This is a genomic window from Paenibacillus sp. S150 (genome assembly GCF_019352175.1).
Taxonomy (GTDB): Bacteria; Bacillota; Bacilli; order Paenibacillales; family Paenibacillaceae; genus Paenibacillus_AQ.
This window is the reverse complement of sequence record NZ_JACBYI010000062.1, coordinates 1-23862: the sequence shown is the minus strand read 5'-3', so window position 1 is coordinate 23862 and position 23862 is coordinate 1. Positions and strand designations below refer to the sequence as shown.

Sequence of the window (23862 nt, the reverse complement as noted above, 5' to 3'; positions counted from 1 at the left end):
CGTCCTTAACGGACAGGCAGAGCCGGACACGGTTCCCCAATTGCATAAACGGGCTGGCCGGGAATATCTTTCCCGGCCAGCCCGTTTTTTAAAACAATTCAGGATGAATTGAACCGGAAAGCCTGAACAAGCTGATGCAACGCAAGGAGGTTCATCAGGAACGAAAGCTAAGTGGAAAAAGTAACACTAATGGGCTGTAATTCTGGCTTGAACGGGCTTTAGTGGGATTTTGTACACCTAATGGAGGCCATCTCCCCCCATATGCCTGATTTCAGCCGGATTAGTTGTACTTTTTCCCACTAGGGATGATCCAGGATCCGAATGCGGCGGATTAGTTATCCTTTTTCCCACTAACGCATGCGAAAAAGCGGCTGGGGGAATATGAAGTGACCTTTTCCACCTGGCTTCCCGCCTGGCTTCAGCAGCCAGCCTTACACCTGAATTGCAAACAGCTGCGCTGCCCGGTCAAGGACGGCGCAGCCGTTTCTTCTTATAAATTATGGTTAAATCCGTCCGCCTAGTTCCGCGAGCGGACCTCCTGGCGCATGAACAGATAATAGGACAGGCCGAAGCAGAGCACGGTCGCCGCAAGCAGGCCGGTCAGCTGCGGCCAGACCAGCAGCAGGCTCTGTCCCAGGGACAGCGGGCTTGAGATCGCACCCACCAGCTGATCCATCGTCAGCGGTCCAAGGGAACGGATGCCCGGCGAGAGCAGCGTGGTGATGGTTTCCGAGAACAGCTCAGTCGGCGAGAGACGGTTCAGCGCGAGAATGAAATGGACATGCCGGAGCTGCTCGCTGAGCGGGGCCATTTCGGAAACGGCGGTCGCACTGTCGATCAGACTGATAATCATGCTGTAGAACAAAGTCAGGAACAGCCAGGCGGCAATGCCGGACAATGCCGAGGTAGCCGCCTGGCGGAAACGGATCGAGAACAGGATTGACAGGTTAAGCCAGAAGCCGATATAGACGGTAGCGATGATCAGAAAGAACAGAATACGCCAGAATTCCTCCGGAGTCGGCGGATAGCCGATCGTCAGCAGCCCCAGCCCGGTCACAAGCAGTCCGAGCGAAAAAACCACAACCGCGATCAGCAGCAGCGAAGCGGTAAACTTGGCTTTGAGAAAGTCATCCCTGTAGACAGGCTGGGAGAGCAGGCGTCCAAGCGTGCCTTTGTTCCGCTCCGAATTCACCGCATCGAAGCCCAGCGAGATGCCGATCAGCGGACCCAGCCAGGACAAAAAAGTCGTGAAGGTCGGAATAGACAAAGTGGTGCTGGACAGGGTGAACATTTTCAGAAATAAAAACGTTGCGTTGCCCTGCTCCTCCTGTCCCCCGCTCCTGATCGAGCTGATGGAGGAATAAATGGAGCCGATGCAGGCCAATACGATTATGCCAATCAGGATGGTGAACCGCCAGCTGCGGACATGGTCTCCCATCTCCTTCTGCACCATGACCCAAAAGGCGGACCCGCTGCCTCCCTCCGGTCTGCGCCGCGCCGCTGGCGCCTGGCCTCCGCCCTCCAGCCAAGCGCGCAGCCTGGACCAGCCCACCCGCAGCGGCGCTGCAGCATTTTGCGCTTTTAGGTTCATCGTCCTTCCTCCCTCTTCTCAAAGTAACGGTGATAGATTTCATCCAGCCCAAATTCCTTGCGGGAGATATAGTGCAGTTCCGCGCCGCTCCGTATCACCTCAGAAGCGATAGCGGAGGTCAGGTTCCGGTCACAGGTCAGGGTGGCCAGCAGGCTGCCCGGCGGTGCATTGTCCCCTTTCCAATCCTCTGTTTCCAGTCCCAGCACACCTTCGATTCCCTGCAGACGCCCGGCCAGCTCCGCGCTCCATGGCTGGACAGCCAGCTCCACCTCGAAGCGCAGCTCCTGGTTAAGCTCCTTGGACAGCGCGGCAATATCTCCGCAGGCGATCAGCCGCCCTTGGACAAACAGCCCCACCCGGTCGCAGATTTGCTGCACCTGCTGCAGCTGATGCGAGGACAGCAGCACTGTAATGCCCTCGTTCCGGCTCAGTTCGGAAATCAGAACCAGAAGCTCCCTCACTCCTTCCGGGTCGATGCCCAGCGTTGGCTCATCCAGAATAATAACCTCGGGATTCTTGATCAGCACATCGGCGAGGTTCAGCCGCTGCCGCATCCCGCGGGAATAAGTGCCGACCTTGGCCCGCGCGCTGCCGGCCAGCCCCACCTTTTCCAGCAGCCTCTTCGCATTCCGCGCCGCTTCCTCCGCTTCAATTCCGTTAAGCCGGGCCGTGTAGATCAGATTATCCAGACCGGTGCGGTCCTCATAGAAGCCGATATCATCCGGCATGTACCCCACCCGGCGTTTGACCTGCAGCGCGTAGCGTGCAGGATCGTACCCGCAGATGAGCGCACTGCCGGAGCTCCGCTCCGTCAGGCCAAGCATCATCAGAATCGTCGTTGTTTTGCCTGCACCGTTCGGGCCGAGCAGTCCAAAAACCTCTCCTTTGCGGATCGTCAGGCTTAAGCCGTCCACCGCAGTGAAGCTGCCGTACCTTTTGGTCAGGCCGCTTAGTTCGATGACCGGTGGAGCTTCTGCACTGTGATCCGAACCATATTCTTGGTTTGCCGGCACGGCTGTTAACCGCTGCTCAATGTTCGTCTCCATATGCTCACCGTCTTCCGAATTTGCGGAACAGGTAGTAGATTCCGGCAATGACGGCGGCAATAACCAGCACGCCGATCCAGCCCCAGAATACCGAGGTCTTCACTGTAACCCGCAGGTCGGCTGTTGCAGACTTGGCGGCGGAGGCGGCGCTGAGGCTCACCACGTAATCGCCCGGCAGCGAATTGCCGCTGGATTTGATGACCGCCTGGGCGGTTGCCGTTGCACCGGGGGCAATCGTGCGGACAGTGGAAGGATCAAAGGATACCTCCCAGCCGGTCGGCGTGCCCTGCGAGGTCAGCGATACATCTTCGAGCGGGGCGCTGCCCGTATTCGTAATCACCAGATTGACCCGCCGTTCTCCGCCCGCCTTCACATCTGTGCTCAGCAGATTGTCCGACGTGCTCAGCTGAATGCCGTACGTTCCGGTGACTACCGCTTCCAGCTCAGCCTGGGTGCTGGTGGAGCCGCTGGTCGCCGATACCGGAATTTTGTAGGTGCCCGCCTTTACCTGTTCCGGCGGCTTGGCTTCGATGCTGATATTCTTCTCCGCCCCCGCATCCAGTTCGACAGAGGTAACGCTGTTGCCGTCTGCCTTGATCCGCACATCCCAGCCGTCCTCCGCCAGTGCCGCAAGCGCGTAAGACTGCTTCTGGGCCGTATGGTTCCGCAGCACCGCACTGTAAGTAAACGTGGTATCGGAATGGCCTTCCATATTGGACTGGTCGACCGCCAGCTCAGTTTTGAAGGTTCCCTGCTCGGAGACATTAACCTTAAGGTTCAGAGAAGCCTCCCCCGGAGCATTTATTGCGAAGGTGTAGCTTCCCTTGTTGATTTCCAGCGGCACCTCCAGCTGCAGGGTAACGCTTTGTGTATCCCCGCCTTTGACAGCGAGCTGCTGAACCTGGCGTCCTCCGGCCGTCAGCTCATACTTCCAGAAGTTTCCCCCTGCGTCAAAAGACAGTCCCACCTTCTCTGTAGCCGTACCGTGGTTGATTACATCTACCGGATAGGACACAGACTCGCCGGGTGCCGCAGACAACTCAACATACGGCGTATACAGTTCTACCGCGCCCGCAGCCGCCGCTTTCGGCAGGCCCGTATTTGAACTCCATACCAGACCGCACAGCAGCAGAATCAATACTGCCGCGGACGGTTTACTGCACCGTGTACGCATTAATAATTCCTCCTTCAGGTATTTATCCGTTAAAGATACGAACGAAAGCCGCCATTGGATTTACCGCGAAAAATATATTTTTTGAAGACTTTAAAAAGTAGCGCTTTAGTGGTACAAAGAAGAAAAGGAACAAGAAAACTGCGAAATGAACCGGAACAAATCAATCTATTTCCGGTCTCCGCCTGTCTACAAAAAACGCTTCTGAAATTTGAACCCGGAATGTTAAGGCGGGACGGTCAGGCAGCTTATGCCGGTTCGAAAGCTCCTTCATTCGAAGCTCCTTCAAATGAAAGTTCCGACGTGTTCTATCTATTGGTTGCAAAGGGAGGAAAACAGCGATGGATCCCCACAACGAGGCGATGGCAGAAGCGCTGGCGCAAATGTGCGAAGGCTCCACAGCTGCATTTGACGAATTTTACGGCTGCTATGCGCCGTTCGTCATGCAGATTGCCTATCGGCAGACGCAGGATAGGATGGAGGCGGAGGACATCTGCCATGATATTTTTTTGGAGGTGCTGCGGAAGGGCGGAACCTACGACGCGTCGCGCGGCACGATCAAGGCCTGGCTGGCCGTGATGACGCGCAGCCGCTGCATCGACAGGCAGCGGCGCAAGGCCCGGACCGAGCCGCTGGCCGATCCCGAGCCGCTGCGGAGGGATACGGACGGGCCGCTGCAGGAAGATGCCGCAGTGCGCAGGCTGCAATGTGAAGCGCTGGGGAATGCGCTTCAGGCACTTCCCGCCAACCAGAAGAAGGCGATTCTCGGCTCCTATTATGCCTCCCACACGCATCAGGAGCTTGCGGACTCGTGGAGCGTTCCGCTGGGCACTGTTAAATCGTGGATTAAATACGGCGTTGCCAATATGCGCAGGCAATTCATCAAGCAGGGCTGGATTGAGCAGCCGGAAGGAGACCCCTCCCATGAACCGTTACAGAAACGAAAGTCTTGAATCCCGCAGCGGCGGCAGCGGCCCGCGTGTCCCCTTCCGCCATTACAGCGAGGAAGAATGGATCGATTGGATCGGCAATGACATACAGGGCAGCAAGCGGGAGGATATGCAGCGCCATTTGGAGCGCTGTCCGGCCTGCCGCGAACTCTATGGCCTATGGATACCGCTGCTTGCAGGGCCGTCCCCTTCCGAAGATGCCGAAGGCCGTGGCGGAGCACAGTCTGCGGATAATGACTACGGCACAGTACGTGCGAAAAACGGGACAGCGCAGGATGAATATGGCTCTGTACATGCAAATGAGGGGATGCGGATGGACGGGTATAGCTCTGTAGATTCCGCGAGTGTGGCGGGGGGCAGCTTCTCCGATCGCGGACACATAACAGCGGACAGCTCCTCTATGGGGCAGATGGGGTACCTTTATCCTTCTGACAGAGTGAGGAGAGCATTGAACCGCCGCGTCCGCCGGACAGGATGGCGGCGCAAATTGGCGGCTCTTCGCCCCGCTTACCGGCGCGGCGCGGCAGCGCTGGCCGTCTGCGGCGCAGTTGGCTTATTGCTGCTGGGCTTATTCGGGACAGAGCAGAACGGAAGCTCGGAGCGCAACCGCTATGTGAGCAGCTATGAGCCTCAGGCCATGGCCGTGCTCAGCAGGCCGGAAACGGTGGCGTACCCGCTGGACTGGAGCCGGAAGGACCAGTTCTCCGGCAATGTCTGGTACAACGGCAGCTCCCAGGAGCTGTTTGTGCTCATCGAGGATGTCGCGCTCAGCGAAGGCCTGTCCATCCAGGCCTGGGCGGTGAAGAACGGAAGCCGGAACACGCTGGGCCTCGTTCAGATTGAGGATGCGAAAGGCCATCTGTATGTAAAGGGCGGCCAGCTCAGGGAAGCCGACAATATCGCATTGACCGTGGAGCCTACAGGCGGCAGCGAAAGCCCGACCTCGCCGGATGCGGCCTGGGTCCGCCTGCTCAAGCGTTAGGCGGTGCCGTCGCGGGCTATAGAGAAAATAGGCGCTTAGCTATCCGATGAGCACAGACGATACGCATTTCTTAATCCAAATAACCCCGGCGCGGCAGCACCGGGGTTATTTGAATCTGAGCAGAGAGGCTACAAAGCCCTTTCCCAAGTTTTAATAAGCCCCGGCAACAGCTCTGCCGGTGCTTGCTCCAGCCTTCATTACTCTCCAGTCCCTATTCTTACTCTAAATGTATTTCATGCAACTAAAGCCAGCCTGAAGCTCACATTGGTTGTTTGATCTTTCACTATCAGACCTCTATTTTAGATCACTTTATTTCAATTTCGCATATTCCGCCATTACGGACTGGTGCACCGCGTGGTCTGCGGAAATGCCTGTGTATTTCGTGACCGCGGCTTCTACGCCAAGCTCCGCTATGGCTGCCTGAAGCTGAGCGGCTTCCGGGTCATCCTTCACATCAAACAACAGGGCGCCAGCCATGGAACGGGTCAGTGCGGTATAGCTAAGGCCTCTGTCATATGCCTGCAGCGCCGGGGAGACCAGACGGTCGTCCGGCGACAGCTTGCGCAGCGGCGAGCGGCCCACACGGGAGACTTCGTCCGTCAGTGCCGGATTGCGGAAGCGCTCCAGAATTTTATCAATATATTGGCTGTGCTGTGCTTCATCGAAGCCATGCTTCTGAATCAGCACCGCACCGGTTTCCTCAAGCACTTCACGCACCAGAGCGGTCAGGCTTCCGTCAGCCATGGCCTGCTGGATCGTCCCGTAACCGCGCAGGTAGCCAAGATAAGCAGCCGAACAGTGTCCCGTGTTCACCGTGAACAATTTACGCTCAATGTAAGGCTCCAGGTTATCCACATAATGCACACCTTCAACGGGAGTGTACCCCGGAATCATCTGCGAAGAATCTACCACCCATTCATAGAAGGGCTCTACAACAACTTGGAGAATATCCTCATGCTGCTGCAGCGGCACAATCCGGTCTACAGCCGCATTCGGAAAAGCTACAGAGGCATCCGCCTTCGCGCGGGACTCCTCATCCAGCTTGGCATACACCAGCTCCCTGAGCCGGGCGCTGCCGCCGATGGCATTCTCACAGGCAATCACATGCAGCGGAGCGGAGGAAACGGCAACCCGTCTGCGGATGCCCTCAGCCAGTACACCGGCAATATGCTTCAGGATTGATACGCCTACGGCCGTGGTGACCAGATCGGCTTCAGCAATGACCGCAGCCACTTCCTCTGCATGGGTTACGCTGCTCAGCGCAGTCACATTCTTAACGGTCACCGTTTCCCGGCCTTCACTGGCCAGTGTCACCGGATACTCTCTGCGCTCCTGCAGCTGGGACACAAACGCTTCATTCACATCCACAAAACAAACCTCATAACCCGCCTGCGACAGCAGCAGGCCGATAAAGCCTCTGCCGATATTGCCCGCACCGAAATGGACAGCCTTCATTACTCCATGCCTCCTTCAAAGATGGCAATAACATCAGCCGGAGTAGGTGCGTTCATTACCCGTTCAATTGCGTCATCTTCCGTGAAGATCATCGCCACATTGGTCAGCACTTCCATATGCCCGTCGCCCGCAGCTGCAATGCCGATAACCACAAAGGCGGGCTCATCCCCGCCAAAATCCACACCGTCCGGAAAGCGGATTATAGACAAACCGGTGGATTTGATGAAAGGTCTGGCTTCCTTGGTGCCATGGGGAATCGCAAGTCCTCCGCCCATGTAGGTGGATACTACCTCTTCACGCTCCAGCATCTTCGGCACATATTCCTCAGTTACATGGCCGGCATCGACGAGCAGCTTTCCCGCCATGGTGATCGCTTCGTATTTATCTTTGGCGGCACCGTTCATAATTACTTTGTTTTCTGACAGTATACTCATATGGTTTCTCTCACTTTCACATTTTATTTTCGAAAAAATGCAGCAGCTCCGATGATAAATATCGCCTGATCTCGGGCTCCGTCCGTTCCTCCAGCAGTTTGACCAGCTCGGAATTCAGCAGCAGGGCGCTGATCTCGCTGAGCACCTCCAGACTTTCCTTGGACAGCTTGCGCGGGGCCAGCATAAGCAGAATGACGCGGACCTCCGTGTCCCCTTCCAGAAGAACCGGCTGGCGTAAACGGTACAGCGTCAGAGAGGATCTGTGGACATGGCTGCTCCGTGTATGAAACAGCGCAAGCCCCGTATCCGGGATAACCTGGCTGGCCATCCGCTCCCGCTCCAGCAGGCGCTCCAGCAGGATGCCGGCATCGCCGACCACGCCTGCGCCATTCAAAAGGGCCAGCATCTCTGCGAGTGTCGCGGATAGAGACAGGCCGCTGTTGTCCAGCAAATGGAACCGGAAGCGCTCCAGCAGGCTGACTATTTCATCCAGTATCCCTTTATAGCTCTTAAGCCGGTCCAGGGCGCCTTCCTCGCGTACGTTCCGGTCGGAACCGCCGGATGGGGCCGGCTCCCGTTCCTTCAGCGTGATATTCTGTATATAATTCAGCAGCTTCTCTATCTCTTCCCCTGTAAGCAAAGGGCTGATTTTGATATAGCGGTCCTTGTCGATCGGCAGATCAATCGTTGAAATAATCAGATCATAATCCACATCCGGCAGACGCGCGGCCTCATACCAGGAGATATTGCCGAGAACCTCAATCTGCGGCATTTCCTTGGCCAGCCTTGTGGCCAGCAGCCGGGAGGAGCTGAGGCCGCTGGCACAGACCAGAATCGCCCGGACATTGCGCCTCAGCTGGTTCAGCCTCTCCACCGATGCTCCAAAATGCATTACCAGAAAACCGACTTCTTCATCGGGAATCGTAAGCTCCAGCTTCATGTCCCCTACGGCCGCCCGGACAACTCCGAATAAATATTCATAGTCCTTACGGATGGGCCCAAGCAGAGGATTGCGGATACGTGTGCCCTCACGGATGCGCTTCAGCGCGGGTTCCATATGCTCCAGCAATCCTTCCCGCAGGGAGCGGTCGCTCTGGAACGGCAGCCCTGTACGTTTGACCACACTCTCTGTCAGCCGGTAAACGATCTCCATAAGCTCTATGTCACCATAAGCAAAACCGCTTGCGGAGAATGACTCCTGCACCCGGTCGAACAATCCGGCAATGTAGAGAATTTCCGCCCGGGGAAACTCCCGGCCTAATGCCGCTTCAAGCCGCTTCACAAACTGCTCGGCGCCGGCAATGTTGCGGTGATCGGACATCCGGGAATACCCGGCTTCTTCAACGGCGTCCATGCCCCGGCCAATCTCGATCCGCCTCGCGGTTACGGCCAAGCCCAGCAGCATTTCCATGTAGACAATTTCCGGAAGCTCGGCAGTCCACTTCCATTCCATGTCCCACAGCATGCTTTCCACACTCATTAGGCTTGCTTTGCCCACTGTAGTCAGAAGTATGCGGAAGACCGGATTACTCTCAGTCTGCGGCGTATGGCCTACCAGATCGGACAGATCAAGGTGCTCTGCGGCCAAGCGGCAGATGGCCCGGCGCTTGTCGACCTCCAGGCCGGTGATTTCCACACCGTAGCCTCTCCTGCGGACCAGTTCAAGACCGAATTTGCGCACCCACGGCTCCAGCTCATCCAGATCATAGCTGATGGAAGCTACCGTTACTTTCAGCGAATGGGCCAGCGTGAACAGCTTCACCGGCTCTTCGGCCTCCAGCAGCGCACACAGCTCATAGATTTTGCGGTCCTCCCCGGAATACTCCGCCGGCTTTTCTTCCCGCAAGAACAGGCGCAGCTCCGCAAGACCGGCCTCGGGGCCGCTCAAAGCAATGCCTTTTCCTGATTTTCTGATCAGATCAAGCCCGAATTCTCCCAGCAGCTTCCCGATGTCCTCCATCTCCCGGTGAACGGTTCTCACGCTCACCCCGGTGGACTCGGCAATTTCAGCGGCGGTGATCTCTTCATTTACGCCCAAGAGAATCCATAGAATCTGGCGCTGTCTGGCGGTGATTTTCCTCATACCCCTTGAACCCTCGCCTTAACTGGAGACAAACGCTGGCTTGAGGGCCAGCGTCTCCTAATTTAGCATTATACAGAGCGAACTTGCGGATCCATTGGTTGCCCAATTCTTAAGTTCAGCTTATACGCTATTTGTACACCGTTCTTTCTTATTTCAAACGTTCCACAAGCTCGTCATATTTCGGGCTCTTCAGGAAATTGTCAATTGAGATATGCTCCGCCTCCGGATTGCTCGCAATCGCACGCTCTGTCAATGTTTTCTGCGTCACTACAATGTCGGCATCGGCAGGAATTTCACTGACCGCCGAATTGACAACCGTGATATTGATCCCTGCATTTTGCAGCTTCTTCCGAAGCACGGAAGCCCCCATGGCGCTGGAGCCCATACCGGCGTCGCAAGCAAATACGATTTTATGCACATCTGCCTTGTTGCGCACATTGGCCGCTGTATTAGGAGTAATTACATTTGCTGTAGCTGCAGCATTTGCTGCTGCAGGGTTAACTGCAGAACCGGCAGCTTTCAGATTACGCATTTTGGCAGAGGCTTCTTCCAGATCGGCTTCTTCCTCGTTGTTTTTGCTGCTTGTCTTGAGCAGAAGCGCAGCAATCACGAAGGAAACAACTGTCGCTACAACAACACCGGCAAGCATCGGACCGTAACCGCCCTTAGGTGTCATGGCAAGGTAGGCGAAGATACTGCCCGGCGATGGTGAAGCGGTAAGTCCCGCACCAAGAAACTGGAAGGTGAAGGTGCCGCTCACGCCGCCGCCGATGACTGCCAAGATCAAACGCGGATTCATCAGGATATACGGGAAGTAAATTTCATGGATCCCGCCAAGAAAGTGAATGATAACCGCACCGGGAGCGGATGATTTGGCCGAACCTTTACCAACCAGCCAGTAAGCAAGCAGGATACCAAGACCTGGACCAGGGTTGGATTCCAGCATGAACAGGATGGATTTCCCGATCCGCGCCGATTCTTCAGCAGCGATGGGACTTAAAATCCCGTGGTTGATCGCATTGTTCAGGAACAATACCTTGGCCGGTTCGATAATGATATTAACCAGCGGCAGCAGGTTGTGGTTGACGAGAATTTCAACGCCGTCCGACAAGATATTGGTCAGTCCCTGAACCAGCGGCCCGATCCCTTTGTAAGCTCCCAGCGTCAGGGCACCGCCGATAATCCCAAGTGAGAAGTTGTTGACCAGCATTTCAAAGCCTGCCTTGATTTTTCCTTCAACCGCACGGTCGAAGACTCTCAGCACCCAGCCCGCCAGTGGACCGACAATCATTGCTCCCAGGAACATCGGGATATCTGCCCCGACGATAACTCCCATAGTCGCAATGGCGCCGATGACACCACCGCGCTTGCCGCCCACCATCTGTCCTCCCGTATAACCAATCAGAAGCGGCAGAAGGAACTTGATCATTGGGTCAACCAGCATTGCCAGATCTTTATTTGGTAACCAGCCCGTCGGAATGAATAAAGCCGTAATTAATCCCCAGGCGATAAAAGCGCCGATGTTCGGCATAACCATACCGCTGAGCATGCGGCCGAATTGTTGAACCTTCACCCTTACACCACCGGATGAAGTTTTCGTTGTTGCCGTTGTGGCCATTTGAAATGCCCCCTTAATATTAGTAAATGGGATGCCCCATCCCGAAGCTCCTGAAAGGTTATCCCCTATGCACACATCGTAAATCAAAGCGCTTTCTTTGTCATCAAATTGAAAACACGGTTTCGTCATGAACATTGTTGACAACATTTAAGAGTTCCTGCCAAAGGGCTATTTACCGGCATTTTTCTGCTGCAAACGGCCTATAGAGCAAAAACGGAAGCCCGCATTTTACCGCAAGACCCCCGCCGTTTGAAGCATGAATCAGTTACTTATGGATAAAATCCGTCCGTTTCCGGTCTGCCGCCATGCTGTCCGTCCGCCGTCAGTATAGCATGCTCCAAATTCCATAATATAAATCGGAATTTCTCCATACAGATCAGGAATACAGCGGCTGAGGCTGTTGTAAAACCAGCGCACTATGGGGTTAGCTGTGTGCTTCATACGCCTCGCGGTGTACCCGGGAAGCAGACCCGTTGCCGCGATGCGCCGCCAAGCGCAGAACATAAAGGTTACGCCGTCCTTCCTTGGACAATGTAGCTGTCTGGGATTTCAGGTGTAAGGCGGCCTGCTGAAACCCGGAGAAAAGTCCACCCAAGTGGAAAAGGTAAACTTATTCTCCCCATATCCCCTTTGTCGCAAGCGTTAGTGGGAAAAAGGAAACCTAAATCATCCGATTCCCCCCCTTACAGGGAGATCGCTTAAAACAAGCTACCTTTTTACCGCTATTCTCTCTACCGCAAGCTTTTCCGTCCATGTAAGTGCACTCATTCCATTTCACTTCCTTCCCATTCCACTCCACTTCTAGCGTGAACATATAAAATCTTATCTTTGAACAAAAAAAGACCGTCCGCAGCAGCGGACAGCCTTCAGCTTAAAGCCACTCAAATCATATCCAGCGGCACCTTCCAGGCCGGCTGCGGGAATGCGTCATCGAGCTTCCAGCATTCCTCGTCGCTCAGCCGGATTTTGGCCGCTGCGGCATTCTCGGCGACATGCTCGCGCGAGGAAGCTTTGGGAATGGCGATGACATCGCCTTCCCGGATGCTCCAGGCCAGCAGAATCTGCAGCGGTGTGGCTCCATGATTCCGGGCTATTTCCTGGACCGTCCCGTTCTCCGTAAGCCCTTTTCTCAGAGACCCCGCCTGAGCCAGCGGAGAGTACGCCATCACAGGGATTTTGTGGGTACGCTGCCACGGCACCAGCTCGTGCTCAATGCCTCTTGAGCCCAGATGGTAGAGCACCTGGTTCACAGCGCAGCGGTCTCCGCCGGGGATGCGCAGCAGCTCGCGCATATCCTCCGTATCCAGATTGGATACGCCCCAGCGGGCTATTTTCCCGGCGGCTACCAGCTCTTCCATTCCCTTTACGGTCTCCTGAAGCGGCACCTTCCCCCGCCAATGCAGAAGGTACAGATCCAGATGATCCGTCCCCAGACGCTTCAGGCTATCTTCACAGCTGCGGGCCAGCCGGTCCAGCCCTGCATTATGCGGATACACCTTGGAGACGAGAAAAACCTGGTCACGAATACCCCGGATAGCCTCGCCGACCAGTTCCTCCGAGCGTCCCTCCCCGTACATTTCTGCGGTGTCGATCAGATTCATGCCCAGCTCCACCCCCAGCCTCAAGGCGGCAATCTCCTCGTCCCGCGCGGCCTTGCTCTCGCCCATGTTCCAGGTTCCCTGGCCAATTTTCGCTACGGGCGTTCCGTCCTTCAGCGTGGTGACATCAGATGTATTTGTATTCATTGTGAAAGTCTCCCTTAACTCTTGGATTGAATTACTTAAATATACCTACTATATATACTTACCATGTTGCCCTTTTCGAAACATCGTACAGATGTCCATTTCATTAATTCGCAGCAAATCAGTCAAGTATTTTGCGTCCGGCAGCTTCCCCAAGAATCATTACGATACAGATAGTCCGGGGCATTTCCCAGCTATACAGTATTGTTCTTCTTTGCTGTATCTCCACCTGTGTAAAAAAAACAAAACGGCTACGCCGTCCTTGACCGGGCAGCGCAGCTGTTTGCATTTCAGGTGTAAGGCTGGCTGCGGTTCCCCGGCTCTCCGGTTCCCCTGGCCGGCTGAAGCTCTTCCTCCCCGATCCCACCAGACCTTCCTGCTCAGACCCGGCGGCCTAAGCCCAAGTGGAAAAAGTCAGACTGTTGAGAAACCCGAATTTTAATGATTTCCGATTAGAAAACGCCTTATAAATCAAAGGTTATTCCGATCTCCTCCAAAAAGCTACTTTCTCAACCGTCTGAAAAAGGAAACTTAATCCCCACTTTCCCTTTTTCGCTTGCGTTAGCGGGAAAAAGGAGACCTAACCGATCCGTTTCGCCCCCTTGCAGAGGAATACGCCTACATTAAGATGAACTTGAAACACATTCATTAAAAGGGCAGCCATTTTAGTGGTAAAAAGGAACACTAAGGCAGCACATTCCGATCCCGGCTCATCCCTAGTGGGAAAAAGTACAACTAATCCAGCGCATTCCGATCCTGGATCATCTCTAGTGGGAAAAAGTACAACTAATTCGGCCGAAATCAGCCGTATGGGGTGAACGGGCCTCCACGAAGTGTACAAAATCCCACTAAAGCCCGTTCAAGCCAGGATTCCAGCCCATTAGTGTTACTTTTTCCACTTCGCTTCCGTTCCCTATGAATCTCCTTGCGTTTCATCAGCTTTTTCAGGTTCTCCGGTTCCATTCCAATACATTTAATTACCTTTTTGGCTCAACACCAAAATCAGCGGTTGACGATGTGAATGAAGTCCGCTGCGGGCTCAGATGGTTCTTCCGGCCGCTGTTATAGCCCGGTTTCCTCATTGGAATAGGATTGCAGGTTGAAACCGGGCTTTAAAAGCGAACACTTTCGTTTCTCCGGAATTCCTCTGACCCTCCGCTGTGTTCGCACTTAATGCCGGCCCCTAATTTTTAGATGAAGCCAGCTTTTTCCCACGATTTCTTTAAGACTTTTCCGTCCAATTAAATGTACTAATTCTTACGAATTCCACTTCATTCACTTCATTCACTCCATTCCACTACATGTCCCTGCCCCAATAGCGGCCTCGGTTGGACCTGCTCTATTCCCGCTTCCTCCCTGCAAAACATAGAATCCACAAACTCCGCACCATTTAGCACGGCTCAGCAAACTCCGCACAATTCAGCAAACTCTGCAGACTTAGCACGGCTCAGCAAACTCCGCACAACTCAGTGCGATTCAGCAGACTCCGCACCATTCAGCACGATTAAGGCGCATTACAATTTCCCTCTAACTTCATACCTGTCTTATCCACTCCAATATTAGAAAATCCCCGTTTGAAAGGCAACCCTCTATGCCGTCTGCTGCTCCAGCAGAATCAGAACTCCCCAAGGCGGAAGTTCAAGCTCCTCCTTCGCTGCGACCTCCCGTCCCGAAACCCGACAGCTTCATCATCCATTTGGCAAACATTGAGTGCGCCAGCCCCCTTGCTTCATTTGCCGTAGTTTATCCCAAGGCAGATTGATTATATAGCAGCAAAAAACTAACGCCCTGTAACAGCCGGACGTTAGTTCGTTGAAATATAGCTATGCTCAAAAATACCCGATGACAAAGGTATGAAAGGAGTCTGCTTCAAGCTGGAAGGAATGAAGCGAGGACCCGCTGTGCAAGCGCAGCATCCGCGCCTCCCTGTACGGGTTGGCAATAACCAGCATCAGCCCGCCCTCCGGCGTGCGGAATGCGACGGCATGGCCGCTCCACGGTCCCTTCAGCCCCAGCCTTACCGAGCCCGGCGCGGCGAAGCGGGAGAAATGCTTCATCACGTAGTACTCCGGATTACGGGTAGCCTGCCCATGGCAGGATCAATGGTCAGCATGGAGTTCTGCTCCCAGCCCCATGTGCTGCGCCCTTTCGGGGCAAGCGCCATATTCCAGTAAATATAGGCATTCACTCCGTTTGTGAAGTAATGCTGATACAGGTTAAATATATATTTGGCGTAAAATCAGGTGTTCTCACCATCGCCGCATTCGTTCTCCGTCTGCATGTACCGCAGCTCCGGGTAGCTCTGCACCGTACGCTGGATCGCATGCTTGCCGGCCCACTGATAGCCAACGCCTGCGACGTATTTGTAAGCCTCAGGATCACCAAGCACCACACCGGCAAAGGCATCATGATCGCTGGCTTTCTTTTTCAGCCATTCATCCCACGGCTCCGGGGCGTTGATGGTGCCCAGCCAGATTTCCGTCTCCAGCCCATAGCGCTCAAAGGCCGGTCCCAGATAATCGCGGATAAATATTCTCAGCTGGTCTCCGGTCCAGACACAGGACGGGAATTTCTGACCGGCCACCACTTCGTTCTGCACATGCACCTGATGTATGGTAATTCCCTCTGCCCGGTAAGCCTCGACGAACTTCACGAAGTAAAGGGCATAAGCGGCAAGAATCTCCGGCTCCGAGCGGAGTGTGCCGTAATTATAAGCCTTGGGTGCCTTCATCCAAGTCGGCGGACTCCAGGGGGAAGCGAACAATTTCAACTCCGGGTTCAATGCCAGGGCTTCCTTGATATAGGGAATCAGCAGCTGCCGGTCACGTTCAATGGAGAAATGCTCCATGGCGTAATCGCCGTCCGTCTCGTTCAGGCTGTACCATTCCAGCGCATAATCACTGGCTCCGATCGGCAGACGGCAAATACTGAACCGTTGCTCTCCATCGGGATGGAACAGATCGTGCATGACCCTTGCCCGTTCTTCATCCGGCAGGCGGCAGAGCGCGGCATAACCCAGTTCATTGAAGCAGCCGCCGAAGCCTTCCAGCGTCTGGCAGGCATCATCTGTAATTGTCAGATTAGCCGGAGCAGCACTCTCCCCGCCAGGAGCTTCCGCCTCGGGCACCTCACGGTCTGTCCAAAGTGCCTGCTCTGTGCTGGAGAACCATTTAAGCTGTATATTTGTCATTATGTGCACCCTCCATCTGGACTTAAGTATTCAGCAGCAGGCCCGGACCGGTTCGCCGGGTCAGGCGGTACTGTAAAATTGGTTGCGCTTTCATCATAACTCTTGCATCCCCTGATGAATTGGACAATCCGGCAATCTGCAATTGGACTATTTTAACCTCGGAAATATATTTAAGCAGCGGTCCACAATACCGGCCGCTGCTTGCTTTCTCATTGAGCTTCGCTTCGCCCGTCATGAACACTCATGCTCAGCTCTGCAACTGCTTCGGCGCCGCCAGCGCATTCAGCTCGTGCAGATCCCGAGTCAAATCAGCCTCCGTGTATTTTCCCTGGCCGAACCCGATCATAGCCCGCAGCGGCATATATTTCATCATCGCGAGATACATGTCCGGATTATCCTCCATTGCATCCTCCAGCCCAAAAATGCTGCTGAATTTCTTCGCGGTCTCTGCGGTAAGCGGATTATCCAGCAGTTCGCCGACGGTAGTATTCCGGTGGATGTCCACTGTGATTTGGGTTGTGGATGCCACCTCCAGCAAAGCGCTCAGACGGATATCGCGGGAAGAGGAGCCTACAGCAATACGGAAGGCCCCGCTCTCCACATGCCAATCGCCAAGCTCCACATTGTAATAGGCAAAAGCACGTTTATCCAGCGTAAAGGATATCTCCCGCGCTTCCCCCGGCTGCAGCTCCACCTTTTGGAAGCCCTTCAGCTCCTGCAGCGGACGGATGACACTGCTCTCCAGATCGCCGACATAGAGCTGCACGATCTCCCGGCCGGTCCGGCTGCCGGTATTCTTCACGGTTACGCTGGCCTGCACGGTTTCCGTATCGTCCATGCCGGTCTTATCCAGTTTCAGCCCGCTGTACTCGAATTCGGTGTAGCTCAGGCCAAAGCCGAACGGGAAAAGCGGCTCCAGCTCTTTTTTGTCATAATAGCGGTAGCCGACGAACAGGCCTTCCCTGTACTCCACCTTGTCGCCTTCACCCGGGAAATTCAGGAACGACGGGTTGTCGCTCAGCTTCAATGGAAATGTTTCGGCCAGCTTGCCGCTTGGACTCACAACGCCAAACAGCAGGTCGGCAACCGCTCCCCCAAAGGCCTGCCCGCCCAGATAGCCTTCCAGAACCGCCTTTGTCTTGCCGATCCAGGGCATTTCCACCGGAGAACCGTTGCTCAGCACCACGATAATATTATTCTGAACCTCGGCCACCGTCTCAATCAGTGCGATATAGCTTGCGGGCAGTGACAGATGGCTCCGGTCATAGCCCTCGGACTCGTAGCTGTCCGGCAGGCCAAGGAACAGCACCGCAGCATCCGACTTCGCCGACGTCTCGCGCGCTTCCCGCAGAAGCCCTTCGTCAATCTCATCGCTGCCCAGCTCATATCCCTGTGCATATAGGAAGCTTGCCGAATCTCCCGCCACTGCCTGCAGTTCGGCAAACGCATCGTCCAGCTTCGTCGGATGCACATGCGAGCTGCCGCCGCCCTGATAACGCGGCTGCTTGGCGAATTCACCGATGACCGCAAGTGTGCCTTCCCGGGCCAGCGGCAGAATGCTGTCTTCATTCTTCAGCAGCACCATGCTCTCCCGGGCAGCCTCACGCGCCAGACGGTGATGCTGCTCCGGATCAAACGAAATGTTCCCTTTACGGTTTGCCGCTCTCTCGCAAATAAAAGACAGCAGCCGCTCCACCGCAAGATCCAGCGTCTCCATAGACAGCTGGCCGCTGTTCACGGCAGCAACGATTGCGGCGTCGCCGATTCCTCCGCTTGAAGGCATTTCCAGCTCAAGCCCGGCCTGCAGCGCCTTCACCCGCTCATTCACCGCGCCCCAGTCGGACACCACGAAGCCGTCAAACCCCCACTCGTCCCGGAGAATCCGTGTCAGCAAAGCTTCGTTCTCCGAAGCATATTCCCCATTGACCCGGTTGTAGGAGCACATTACACTCCACGGCCGGCTCTGCTTCACCGCGCCTTCGAAGCTCGCCAGATAAATCTCCCGCAGTGTCCGCTCATCGATTACGGCATCTGTGGACATTCTGCGGTGCTCCTGGTTATTGGCGGCAAAATGCTTGAGTGACGTACCGACGCCCTGACTTTGCACGCCCTTGATATGATTGGCGGCCATCTCCGAAGACAAATAGGGGTCCTCCGAAAAATATTCGAAATTCCGCCCGTTCAGCGGCGAACGTTTGATATTCGTACCCGGTCCCAGCAGGACGGCCACTTCCTCCGCCTGGCATTCGGCACCCAGCGCCTCACCGACCCGGCGGATCAGCTCCCGGTTCCAGCTGGAAGCAAGTCCCGCCGCCGAAGGGAAGCAGGTTGCTGGCACACTGTTATGAAGGCCGAGATGGTCAGCGCTGTCTTTTTGCTTGCGCAGGCCATGCGGCCCGTCAGTCATCATGAGCGATGGAATACCCAGCCGCTCAATGCCTTTGGTATGCCAGAAGTCCAGTCCGGAGCAAAGCCCGGCCTTCTCTTCAAGCGTCATTTGCGAGATGAGGTTATGAATGTCAGTTGCCATAATAAGCCTCCTTGAAAGTGCTTTCTTTTCTCCATTCTATTATACTTTCCGGCGGATTTATGGCATTATGATTGTATTATTGGTATTTTCATTGGATTGGGAGGTCAAAGAAGATGCTGGATAATATAGAGGAAAATGAACGGATACCGTATATTTGCAGGCTGATGTATGAGGCGTACCGGATTCCGGCCGTTTGGCTGAATACGGAGGGTGCCGCAGAGCAGGCACTGCCTCAAGCTTACGGGGCCCGGCCTCCTGTTGAAGACGGCAAACGGCTGCTGGCCGAAGTATTGGAGATTACGCAAGATGCAGCGGGCAGCGGACAGGCTGCGGTGAAGGCTGCGGTTCCGCTTATCCGCACCACAGCTTACCTCGAAAATTTCATCATTCTCCCTCTTGCCGGAGCACCGGAGCATGCCGGAAGCATCGTCCTCGGGCCTTCGCTCTATGCCTCCTTGACGGAAGAGAACGCAGCAAGCCTGCTGCGTGACCATAACCTTCCGCCGGGACGGCAGGAGGGCTGGCTCCAATATTACCGCGGGCTTCCCGTGCTGGACCGGATGCGGCTCTATCATGCGGCAATGCTGCTGCACACGCTTGTCACCGGCCAGGCTCTGCCGATCAGCGAGCTGCTGCCGGAATCACAGGCGCTCCGGCCTGTGCAGCTTGAAGACAGCGGGCCTGATCTGAATCTGTCCTACCGGCGCGAGAATACCTGGCTGCATCATGATCCAAGCCAAGAGCGCGAGCTGTTCCGGCACATCCGCAACGGGGACAAGGACGGGCTGCTGCAGGCTCATGCCGGATTTCCCGAAGACCAATTCGGGCTGCTCTCCAAAAAAAGCCAGCTTCGCAGCAAAAAGAATCTCGCCGTCTCCTCCATCACGCTTGCGACCCGCGCGGCCATTGACGGAGGCCTGTTCTGGGAGATTGCCTACACGCTGAGCGATTTTCATATACAGCATATTGAAGAACTGCACGATATTCCGGCAGTGGACCGCGCCCAGCTTGCCGCCCTGTGCGATTTCGCCGACCAAGTGAAGGATAGCCGCAGGTCCAAGCTCTCCCGCACCCCGGCGCTGTGCCAGAATTATATTTTCAATCATTTGTATGAGGAGCTTACCCTGGGCAGGCTTGCCGGGGTTGTCGGACAGAATGCCAGCTACCTTTCCCAGCAGTTCAAGAAGGAAACGGGTTTTACCGTCAGTGATTACATCCGGCGGGAACGGATCGAAGAGGCCAAACGTCTGATGGAGCTGCCCGGCGTTTCCCTGTCGGATATCGCCATCCGGCTTCATTTCAACGACCAGAGCTATTTCACCAAAGTGTTCAAGAAGTATACCGGTATGACGCCCAGGCAGTTCCGGCATGACCGGGGGATCATCTGATAGGCGACAAGTACTTGGCCGGACTATTTAATCCCGCCAGAAATCTGCAATCGCAGACTTTATCCGCCCCCCTCCAAATTTCCCCGTATCCGCCGGACCTACTTGAAATCTCCGTCAACCGTGCATCCGTGACTTTCGGGAAATGGCTTCCAAGACATGCAAAAATGCCCCGCAGCCTCTGACTTCTCAGAACATGCGGGGACATATCGTATTGATTCTATGCGCTAAAATGGAAACGGCTCAGCAGAACCTCGCCGCCGAAGATCAGATAGACATCCGTATTGGCGGCTTCAATGGCTGCAGGAACGGACAGGCTTTTCCATTCCTGTAGAGCGCCGCCTGCCGGAACCTCCAGCGTACCTGCCAATTTCCCGGCCGGACCTCCGGTCCGGATTTCTATACTTCCACCCTTGGCGGAGGATACAAGAGCCTCGAATTCTGCTGCACCCTGTGCGAACTCCGCATCCTTGAAGGCAATCCAGGCTCCATCCGCTGTCCCGTGAATGGATGCGCCGCCCGCCTTGCATTCATTCAGATACACTTTCTCGTAGTCATCATAATTCTCGGCTTTGACAGTGGAATAGAGATCGCGCGCGGGAACAGTTTCGCCCTGCACATGAACCCGTCCGTTCAGCTTGATGTCACCGGAGGAGCGGCCGACCATAATCTCGTATTCCCCGGTTTCCACACAATATTGCTCACGCGTCACATCCCAGAAGGCCAGCTCGGCCACCGGCACAGTGAAGGCTGCGGTCTGCGTTTGCCCTGCGGCGAGCTGAATCTTTTCAAAACCCTTGAGCTGCTTCAGCGGACGCTTCACCCGGGAGGACAAGGCGCGGATGTAGAGCTGAACCACCTCGCTGCTGTCTACCGTGCCGGTATTCTCGACTTCTACCGTCAGCTTGATCGTTCCATCCTGCTTCAGCTCGCTCTCCGCCAGCAAAAGATTGCGGTAAGCGACCTGCGCATAGCTTAAGCCATGACCAAATGGATACAGCGGCTCGCCGTCAAAGTACATGTAGGTTCTTTTGCCTTTGATAATATCATAATCCATGAATTCGGGAAGCTGATCCACGGAACGGTACCAGGTCATATTGAGCTTGCCCGACGGGCTGTAGTCGCCGAACAAAACATCCGCGACCGCATTGCCGAGCTCCTGTCCGCTATGGGAGGTAAACAAAACCGCCGGAATATTCTCATCGATCCAGGTAGAGGAGATCGGATAGCTGCCCACAATAACCACAACGGTATTTGGATTGGCTGCATACACCGCTTTGACCAGACGTTCCTGCTCTTCCGGCAGCACAATATCCGGTCTGTCGATTTCCTCCTTGCCGTTCAGCAGCGGATGGTTGCCGACGAACACGACTGCGACCTCTGCAGCCCGGGCAGCCTGGACTGCCGCTTCCACACCGTTTACAATGACATTTCTGTTAAAAGTGCGTTCTTCGGCACCCGCATCCTGATCGGTAGCCCGGAGTGTGCCATCCTCTGCATCAATGGAGATCAGCTTGTCGTTCCAGGTTCGCAGGCTCACCGCTCCCCCGTCTTCCGGCACCAGATTCAGTGATTCCTTCACATACCACCCGTAGATTTCATCCGCTGAAGCTGTCAGCGTATCCGCATCGCTCAGCGTAACGTATTGTCCCCGGCTCGCAGCCTCCAGCGTATGGGCGGTCCAGCCCCAGGCCGTATGGCGGAACAATTCTCCGCACTCCGGTGTATCATGCAGCACGGCCAATCTGCCGTCCTCGCCGGTCATTCCCACAGCCTTGCCGCTCGCCGCCGAAGTCAGAATAATCCGGTCGTCCCCGCTCTCAAAAGTCACCCGCTTCCCGGCAAGCTTCTTCGTCACACCCTGAAGCGGGGTCACGCCATAAGCCAAGGTGCCGGAATACCAGTCTCTGAAGGCTTCATCCGCCAGCGGCCCGATAACAGCGACTTTGGACAGCTCTGTTTTGCTCAGTGGAAGGGTATGATTGTCGTTCTTCAGCAGCACGATGGACTGCTTCGCAGCTTCCAGGGACAGCTCGCTGTGCTCTTTGCTGAGAATCACGGAATCGTCGATGGCGGCATACGGATTGCCTTCCTCGGGATCGAACTCGCCCAGACGGAAACGGACCCGGAATGTATTGAAAAGTGCACGGTCCAAATCCGCCTCGGCCAGCAGTCCTTCATTCAAAGCCTGATGAATCACCTTAATCGTCTCTTCCGTTTCGTCGGTTACACTGTCAATGCCGTTCTTGATCGATTCCGCCATGGACCGGGCGAACGATTCATAATATTTGTGGTCCTTCACAATCCCGAACAAATCTCCGGCATCGCTCACAATGAAGCCGTCCATTTCCCATTCGCCCTTCACAATGTCCATGACCGCCGGGTGCAGAATTACCGGTACCCCGTTCACCGAGTTGTAGGCGGTCATCATCGACTGCGCCCCGCCTTCCTTGAAGGCAGGTTTGAACGCCTCCAGATAATACTCGCGCATATTGCGCGGATCAATGCTGGACGAAGCCACCCCGCGGTCAATCTCATTGTTGTTGCCGAGGAAATGCTTCAGCGTTGCTACCGCTTTCAAATACTTGGGGTGATCGCCTTGAATCCCCTTCACGAGGGAAGTGCTGAGACGGCCGGTCAGGGTCGGATCTTCGCCGTAAGCTTCTTCCGTTCTGCCCCAGCGCGGATCACGCTCCATATCTACGGTCGGCGCCCAGAGGGTGAGGCCGTTAACTGTGGGATTTTTCCGGTAAAAGGCTCTGGCTTCATCGCCAATCGCTTCACCGATCTTGTGCAGCAGCTCCGGGTTCCAGGTGCAGGCCAAGCCGCTCGGCTGCGGAAAATAGGTGGCTCTGCCCAGCCAGGAAATGCCGTGCGCCCCTTCCGTACCGTGCTTATAGCCGCCCACTCCCAAACGTTCGATGGCTGCTTGATATTGGGGCATCAGGCTTACCTTCTCATCCAGCGTTAATCTGGAGAGCAGGTCCTGCACGCGTTCATTCAGCGGTAATTCAATTTGCCCAAAGGGATATGCCGCGGTTTCCAATTTAAGTAACACTCCTTTTAATCGTCTTAATGATAACGGTTTCACCTATCTTCCTCATCATAAAAGATTCCCGCCGGAAGCAACACCTGAACAATTGACCGAAAAACCAGTTCATAATTAGAGATTTGAACGGGCAGCTTCTTCCGGGGAAGAGACTATGGTGGAGCAAGTATGTCCCGGCGTCCCGTGGAGGAAAAACGGCATTTTTGCCGTTATTTCCGGCCCTCGCCGCCTAGGCTGCTCCAATAACGGCATTTCTGCCGTTGTTCCCCTCCCTCGCCGCCTAGGCTGCTCCAACAACGGCATTTCTGCCGTTATTTCCAGCCCTCGCCGCCCGGGACGCTCCAATAACGGCATTTTTGCCGTTGTTCCCCTCCCTCGCTGCCCGGGACGCTCCAACAACGGCATTTTTGCCGTTATTTCCAGCCCTCGCCGCCTAGGACGCTCCAACAACGGCATTTCTGCCGTTATTTCCAGCCCTCGCCGCCTAGGACGCTCCAACAACGGCATTTTGTAACTACTTAGGTCCTCTCTGTTACCCCCATCCAGATAATGGGTAAATAATACTCTAAACATATATATACCTAGCTGGAAGGAGGAGAGCAGAAATGAGTCCCGAAGACATTCGACGAATCAGCC

Annotated in this window: 14 protein-coding genes and 1 pseudogene; 4 read left to right on the top strand and 11 right to left on the bottom strand. The window is 55.2% G+C overall.

Features of this window, described 5'->3' with window-relative positions; all coding sequences use genetic code 11:
* Positions 1-517 precede the first annotated feature (517 nt).
* From HYD27_RS30100 to HYD27_RS30090, 3 genes are read right to left on the bottom strand one after another with little or no spacing between them, the layout of a single operon-like run.
* Positions 518-1591: an ABC transporter permease gene (locus tag HYD27_RS30100; RefSeq protein WP_219221474.1), complete on the bottom strand. Its 1074-nt coding sequence runs from the start codon at positions 1589-1591 to the stop codon at positions 518-520.
* Positions 1588-2637 carry an ABC transporter ATP-binding protein gene (locus HYD27_RS30095; RefSeq protein ID WP_219221473.1) on the bottom strand — a complete coding sequence of 350 codons (1050 nt, stop codon included), beginning with the start codon at positions 2635-2637 and terminating at the stop codon, positions 1588-1590. Before HYD27_RS30095 ends, HYD27_RS30100 begins: the two co-directional genes overlap by 4 nt.
* A gap of 4 nt (positions 2638-2641) precedes the next feature.
* Positions 2642-3811 carry a COG1470 family protein gene (locus HYD27_RS30090; RefSeq protein WP_219221472.1) on the bottom strand — a complete coding sequence of 390 codons (1170 nt, stop codon included), beginning with the start codon at positions 3809-3811 and terminating at the stop codon, positions 2642-2644.
* 338 nt (positions 3812-4149) lie between these two features.
* On the opposite strand from HYD27_RS30090, the gene HYD27_RS30085 reads away from it, so the two are divergent.
* A complete protein-coding gene (locus HYD27_RS30085) occupies positions 4150-4761 on the top strand; it encodes an RNA polymerase sigma factor (protein WP_219221471.1) in 612 nt (203 codons plus the stop codon).
* Positions 4733-5740: an anti-sigma factor gene (locus HYD27_RS30080; protein ID WP_219221469.1), complete on the top strand. Its 1008-nt coding sequence runs from the start codon at positions 4733-4735 to the stop codon at positions 5738-5740. Before HYD27_RS30085 ends, HYD27_RS30080 begins: the two co-directional genes overlap by 29 nt.
* A 309-nt stretch (positions 5741-6049) precedes the next feature.
* Here HYD27_RS30080 and HYD27_RS30075 read toward each other — a convergent pair whose 3' ends face one another.
* The 7 genes and pseudogenes from HYD27_RS30075 to HYD27_RS30045 form a co-directional block, all read right to left on the bottom strand.
* Entirely contained in the window at positions 6050-7195 is a 1146-nt protein-coding gene (locus HYD27_RS30075; protein ID WP_219221468.1) for a mannitol-1-phosphate 5-dehydrogenase, read from the bottom strand.
* Positions 7195-7629, bottom strand: a complete 435-nt coding sequence (locus HYD27_RS30070) for a PTS mannitol transporter subunit IIA (protein WP_219221467.1) — start codon at positions 7627-7629, stop codon at positions 7195-7197. Before HYD27_RS30070 ends, HYD27_RS30075 begins: the two co-directional genes overlap by 1 nt.
* 16 nt (positions 7630-7645) lie before the next feature.
* Positions 7646-9712, bottom strand: coding sequence for a BglG family transcription antiterminator (locus tag HYD27_RS30065; protein ID WP_219221466.1), 2067 nt, complete (start codon positions 9710-9712; stop codon positions 7646-7648).
* 148 nt (positions 9713-9860) lie between these two features.
* On the bottom strand, positions 9861-11330 hold the full coding sequence (locus HYD27_RS30060; protein ID WP_219221465.1) for a PTS mannitol transporter subunit IIBC: 1470 nt from the start codon (positions 11328-11330) through the stop codon (positions 9861-9863).
* Positions 11331-12211: 881 nt separating this feature from the next.
* Positions 12212-13075 carry an aldo/keto reductase gene (locus tag HYD27_RS30055; RefSeq protein WP_219221464.1) on the bottom strand — a complete coding sequence of 288 codons (864 nt, stop codon included), beginning with the start codon at positions 13073-13075 and terminating at the stop codon, positions 12212-12214.
* A gap of 1826 nt (positions 13076-14901) precedes the next feature.
* Positions 14902-16262: pseudogene (locus HYD27_RS30050) on the bottom strand (glycoside hydrolase family 30 protein).
* Between the two features lie 247 nt (positions 16263-16509).
* Complete coding sequence (locus HYD27_RS30045; RefSeq protein WP_219221463.1) at positions 16510-18792, bottom strand: glycoside hydrolase family 3 C-terminal domain-containing protein; 2283 nt, start codon at positions 18790-18792, stop codon at positions 16510-16512.
* Between the two features lie 113 nt (positions 18793-18905).
* Here HYD27_RS30045 and HYD27_RS30040 point away from each other — a divergent pair, with 113 nt between their 5' ends.
* Complete coding sequence (locus tag HYD27_RS30040) at positions 18906-20180, top strand: helix-turn-helix domain-containing protein (protein WP_219221462.1); 1275 nt, start codon at positions 18906-18908, stop codon at positions 20178-20180.
* Positions 20181-20397: 217 nt separating this feature from the next.
* On the opposite strand, the gene HYD27_RS30035 is transcribed toward HYD27_RS30040, so the two are convergent.
* Positions 20398-23223 carry a glycoside hydrolase family 3 protein gene (locus tag HYD27_RS30035; protein WP_219221461.1) on the bottom strand — a complete coding sequence of 942 codons (2826 nt, stop codon included), beginning with the start codon at positions 23221-23223 and terminating at the stop codon, positions 20398-20400.
* Between the two features lie 157 nt (positions 23224-23380).
* Here HYD27_RS30035 and HYD27_RS30030 point away from each other — a divergent pair, with 157 nt between their 5' ends.
* Complete coding sequence (locus HYD27_RS30030) at positions 23381-23740, top strand: hypothetical protein (RefSeq protein WP_219221460.1); 360 nt, start codon at positions 23381-23383, stop codon at positions 23738-23740.
* The last annotated feature ends 122 nt before the right edge of the window (positions 23741-23862 follow it).

Bases quoted from the DNA above. Each gene is read 5' to 3' on its own strand.
- HYD27_RS30100 (WP_219221474.1), bottom strand. From the start codon at position 1,591: ATGAACCTAAAAGCGCAAAATGCTGCAGCGCCGCTGCGGGTGGGCTGG.
- HYD27_RS30095 (WP_219221473.1), bottom strand. From the start codon at position 2,637: ATGGAGACGAACATTGAGCAGCGGTTAACAGCCGTGCCGGCAAACCAA.
- HYD27_RS30090 (WP_219221472.1), bottom strand. From the start codon at position 3,811: ATGCGTACACGGTGCAGTAAACCGTCCGCGGCAGTATTGATTCTGCTG.
- HYD27_RS30085 (WP_219221471.1), top strand. From the start codon at position 4,150: ATGGATCCCCACAACGAGGCGATGGCAGAAGCGCTGGCGCAAATGTGC.
- HYD27_RS30080 (WP_219221469.1), top strand. From the start codon at position 4,733: ATGAACCGTTACAGAAACGAAAGTCTTGAATCCCGCAGCGGCGGCAGC.
- HYD27_RS30075 (WP_219221468.1), bottom strand. From the start codon at position 7,195: ATGAAGGCTGTCCATTTCGGTGCGGGCAATATCGGCAGAGGCTTTATC.
- HYD27_RS30070 (WP_219221467.1), bottom strand. From the start codon at position 7,629: ATGAGTATACTGTCAGAAAACAAAGTAATTATGAACGGTGCCGCCAAA.
- HYD27_RS30065 (WP_219221466.1), bottom strand. From the start codon at position 9,712: ATGAGGAAAATCACCGCCAGACAGCGCCAGATTCTATGGATTCTCTTG.
- HYD27_RS30060 (WP_219221465.1), bottom strand. From the start codon at position 11,330: ATGGCCACAACGGCAACAACGAAAACTTCATCCGGTGGTGTAAGGGTG.
- HYD27_RS30055 (WP_219221464.1), bottom strand. From the start codon at position 13,075: ATGAATACAAATACATCTGATGTCACCACGCTGAAGGACGGAACGCCC.
- HYD27_RS30045 (WP_219221463.1), bottom strand. From the start codon at position 18,792: ATGGCAACTGACATTCATAACCTCATCTCGCAAATGACGCTTGAAGAG.
- HYD27_RS30040 (WP_219221462.1), top strand. From the start codon at position 18,906: ATGCTGGATAATATAGAGGAAAATGAACGGATACCGTATATTTGCAGG.
- HYD27_RS30030 (WP_219221460.1), top strand. From the start codon at position 23,381: ATGGTGGAGCAAGTATGTCCCGGCGTCCCGTGGAGGAAAAACGGCATT.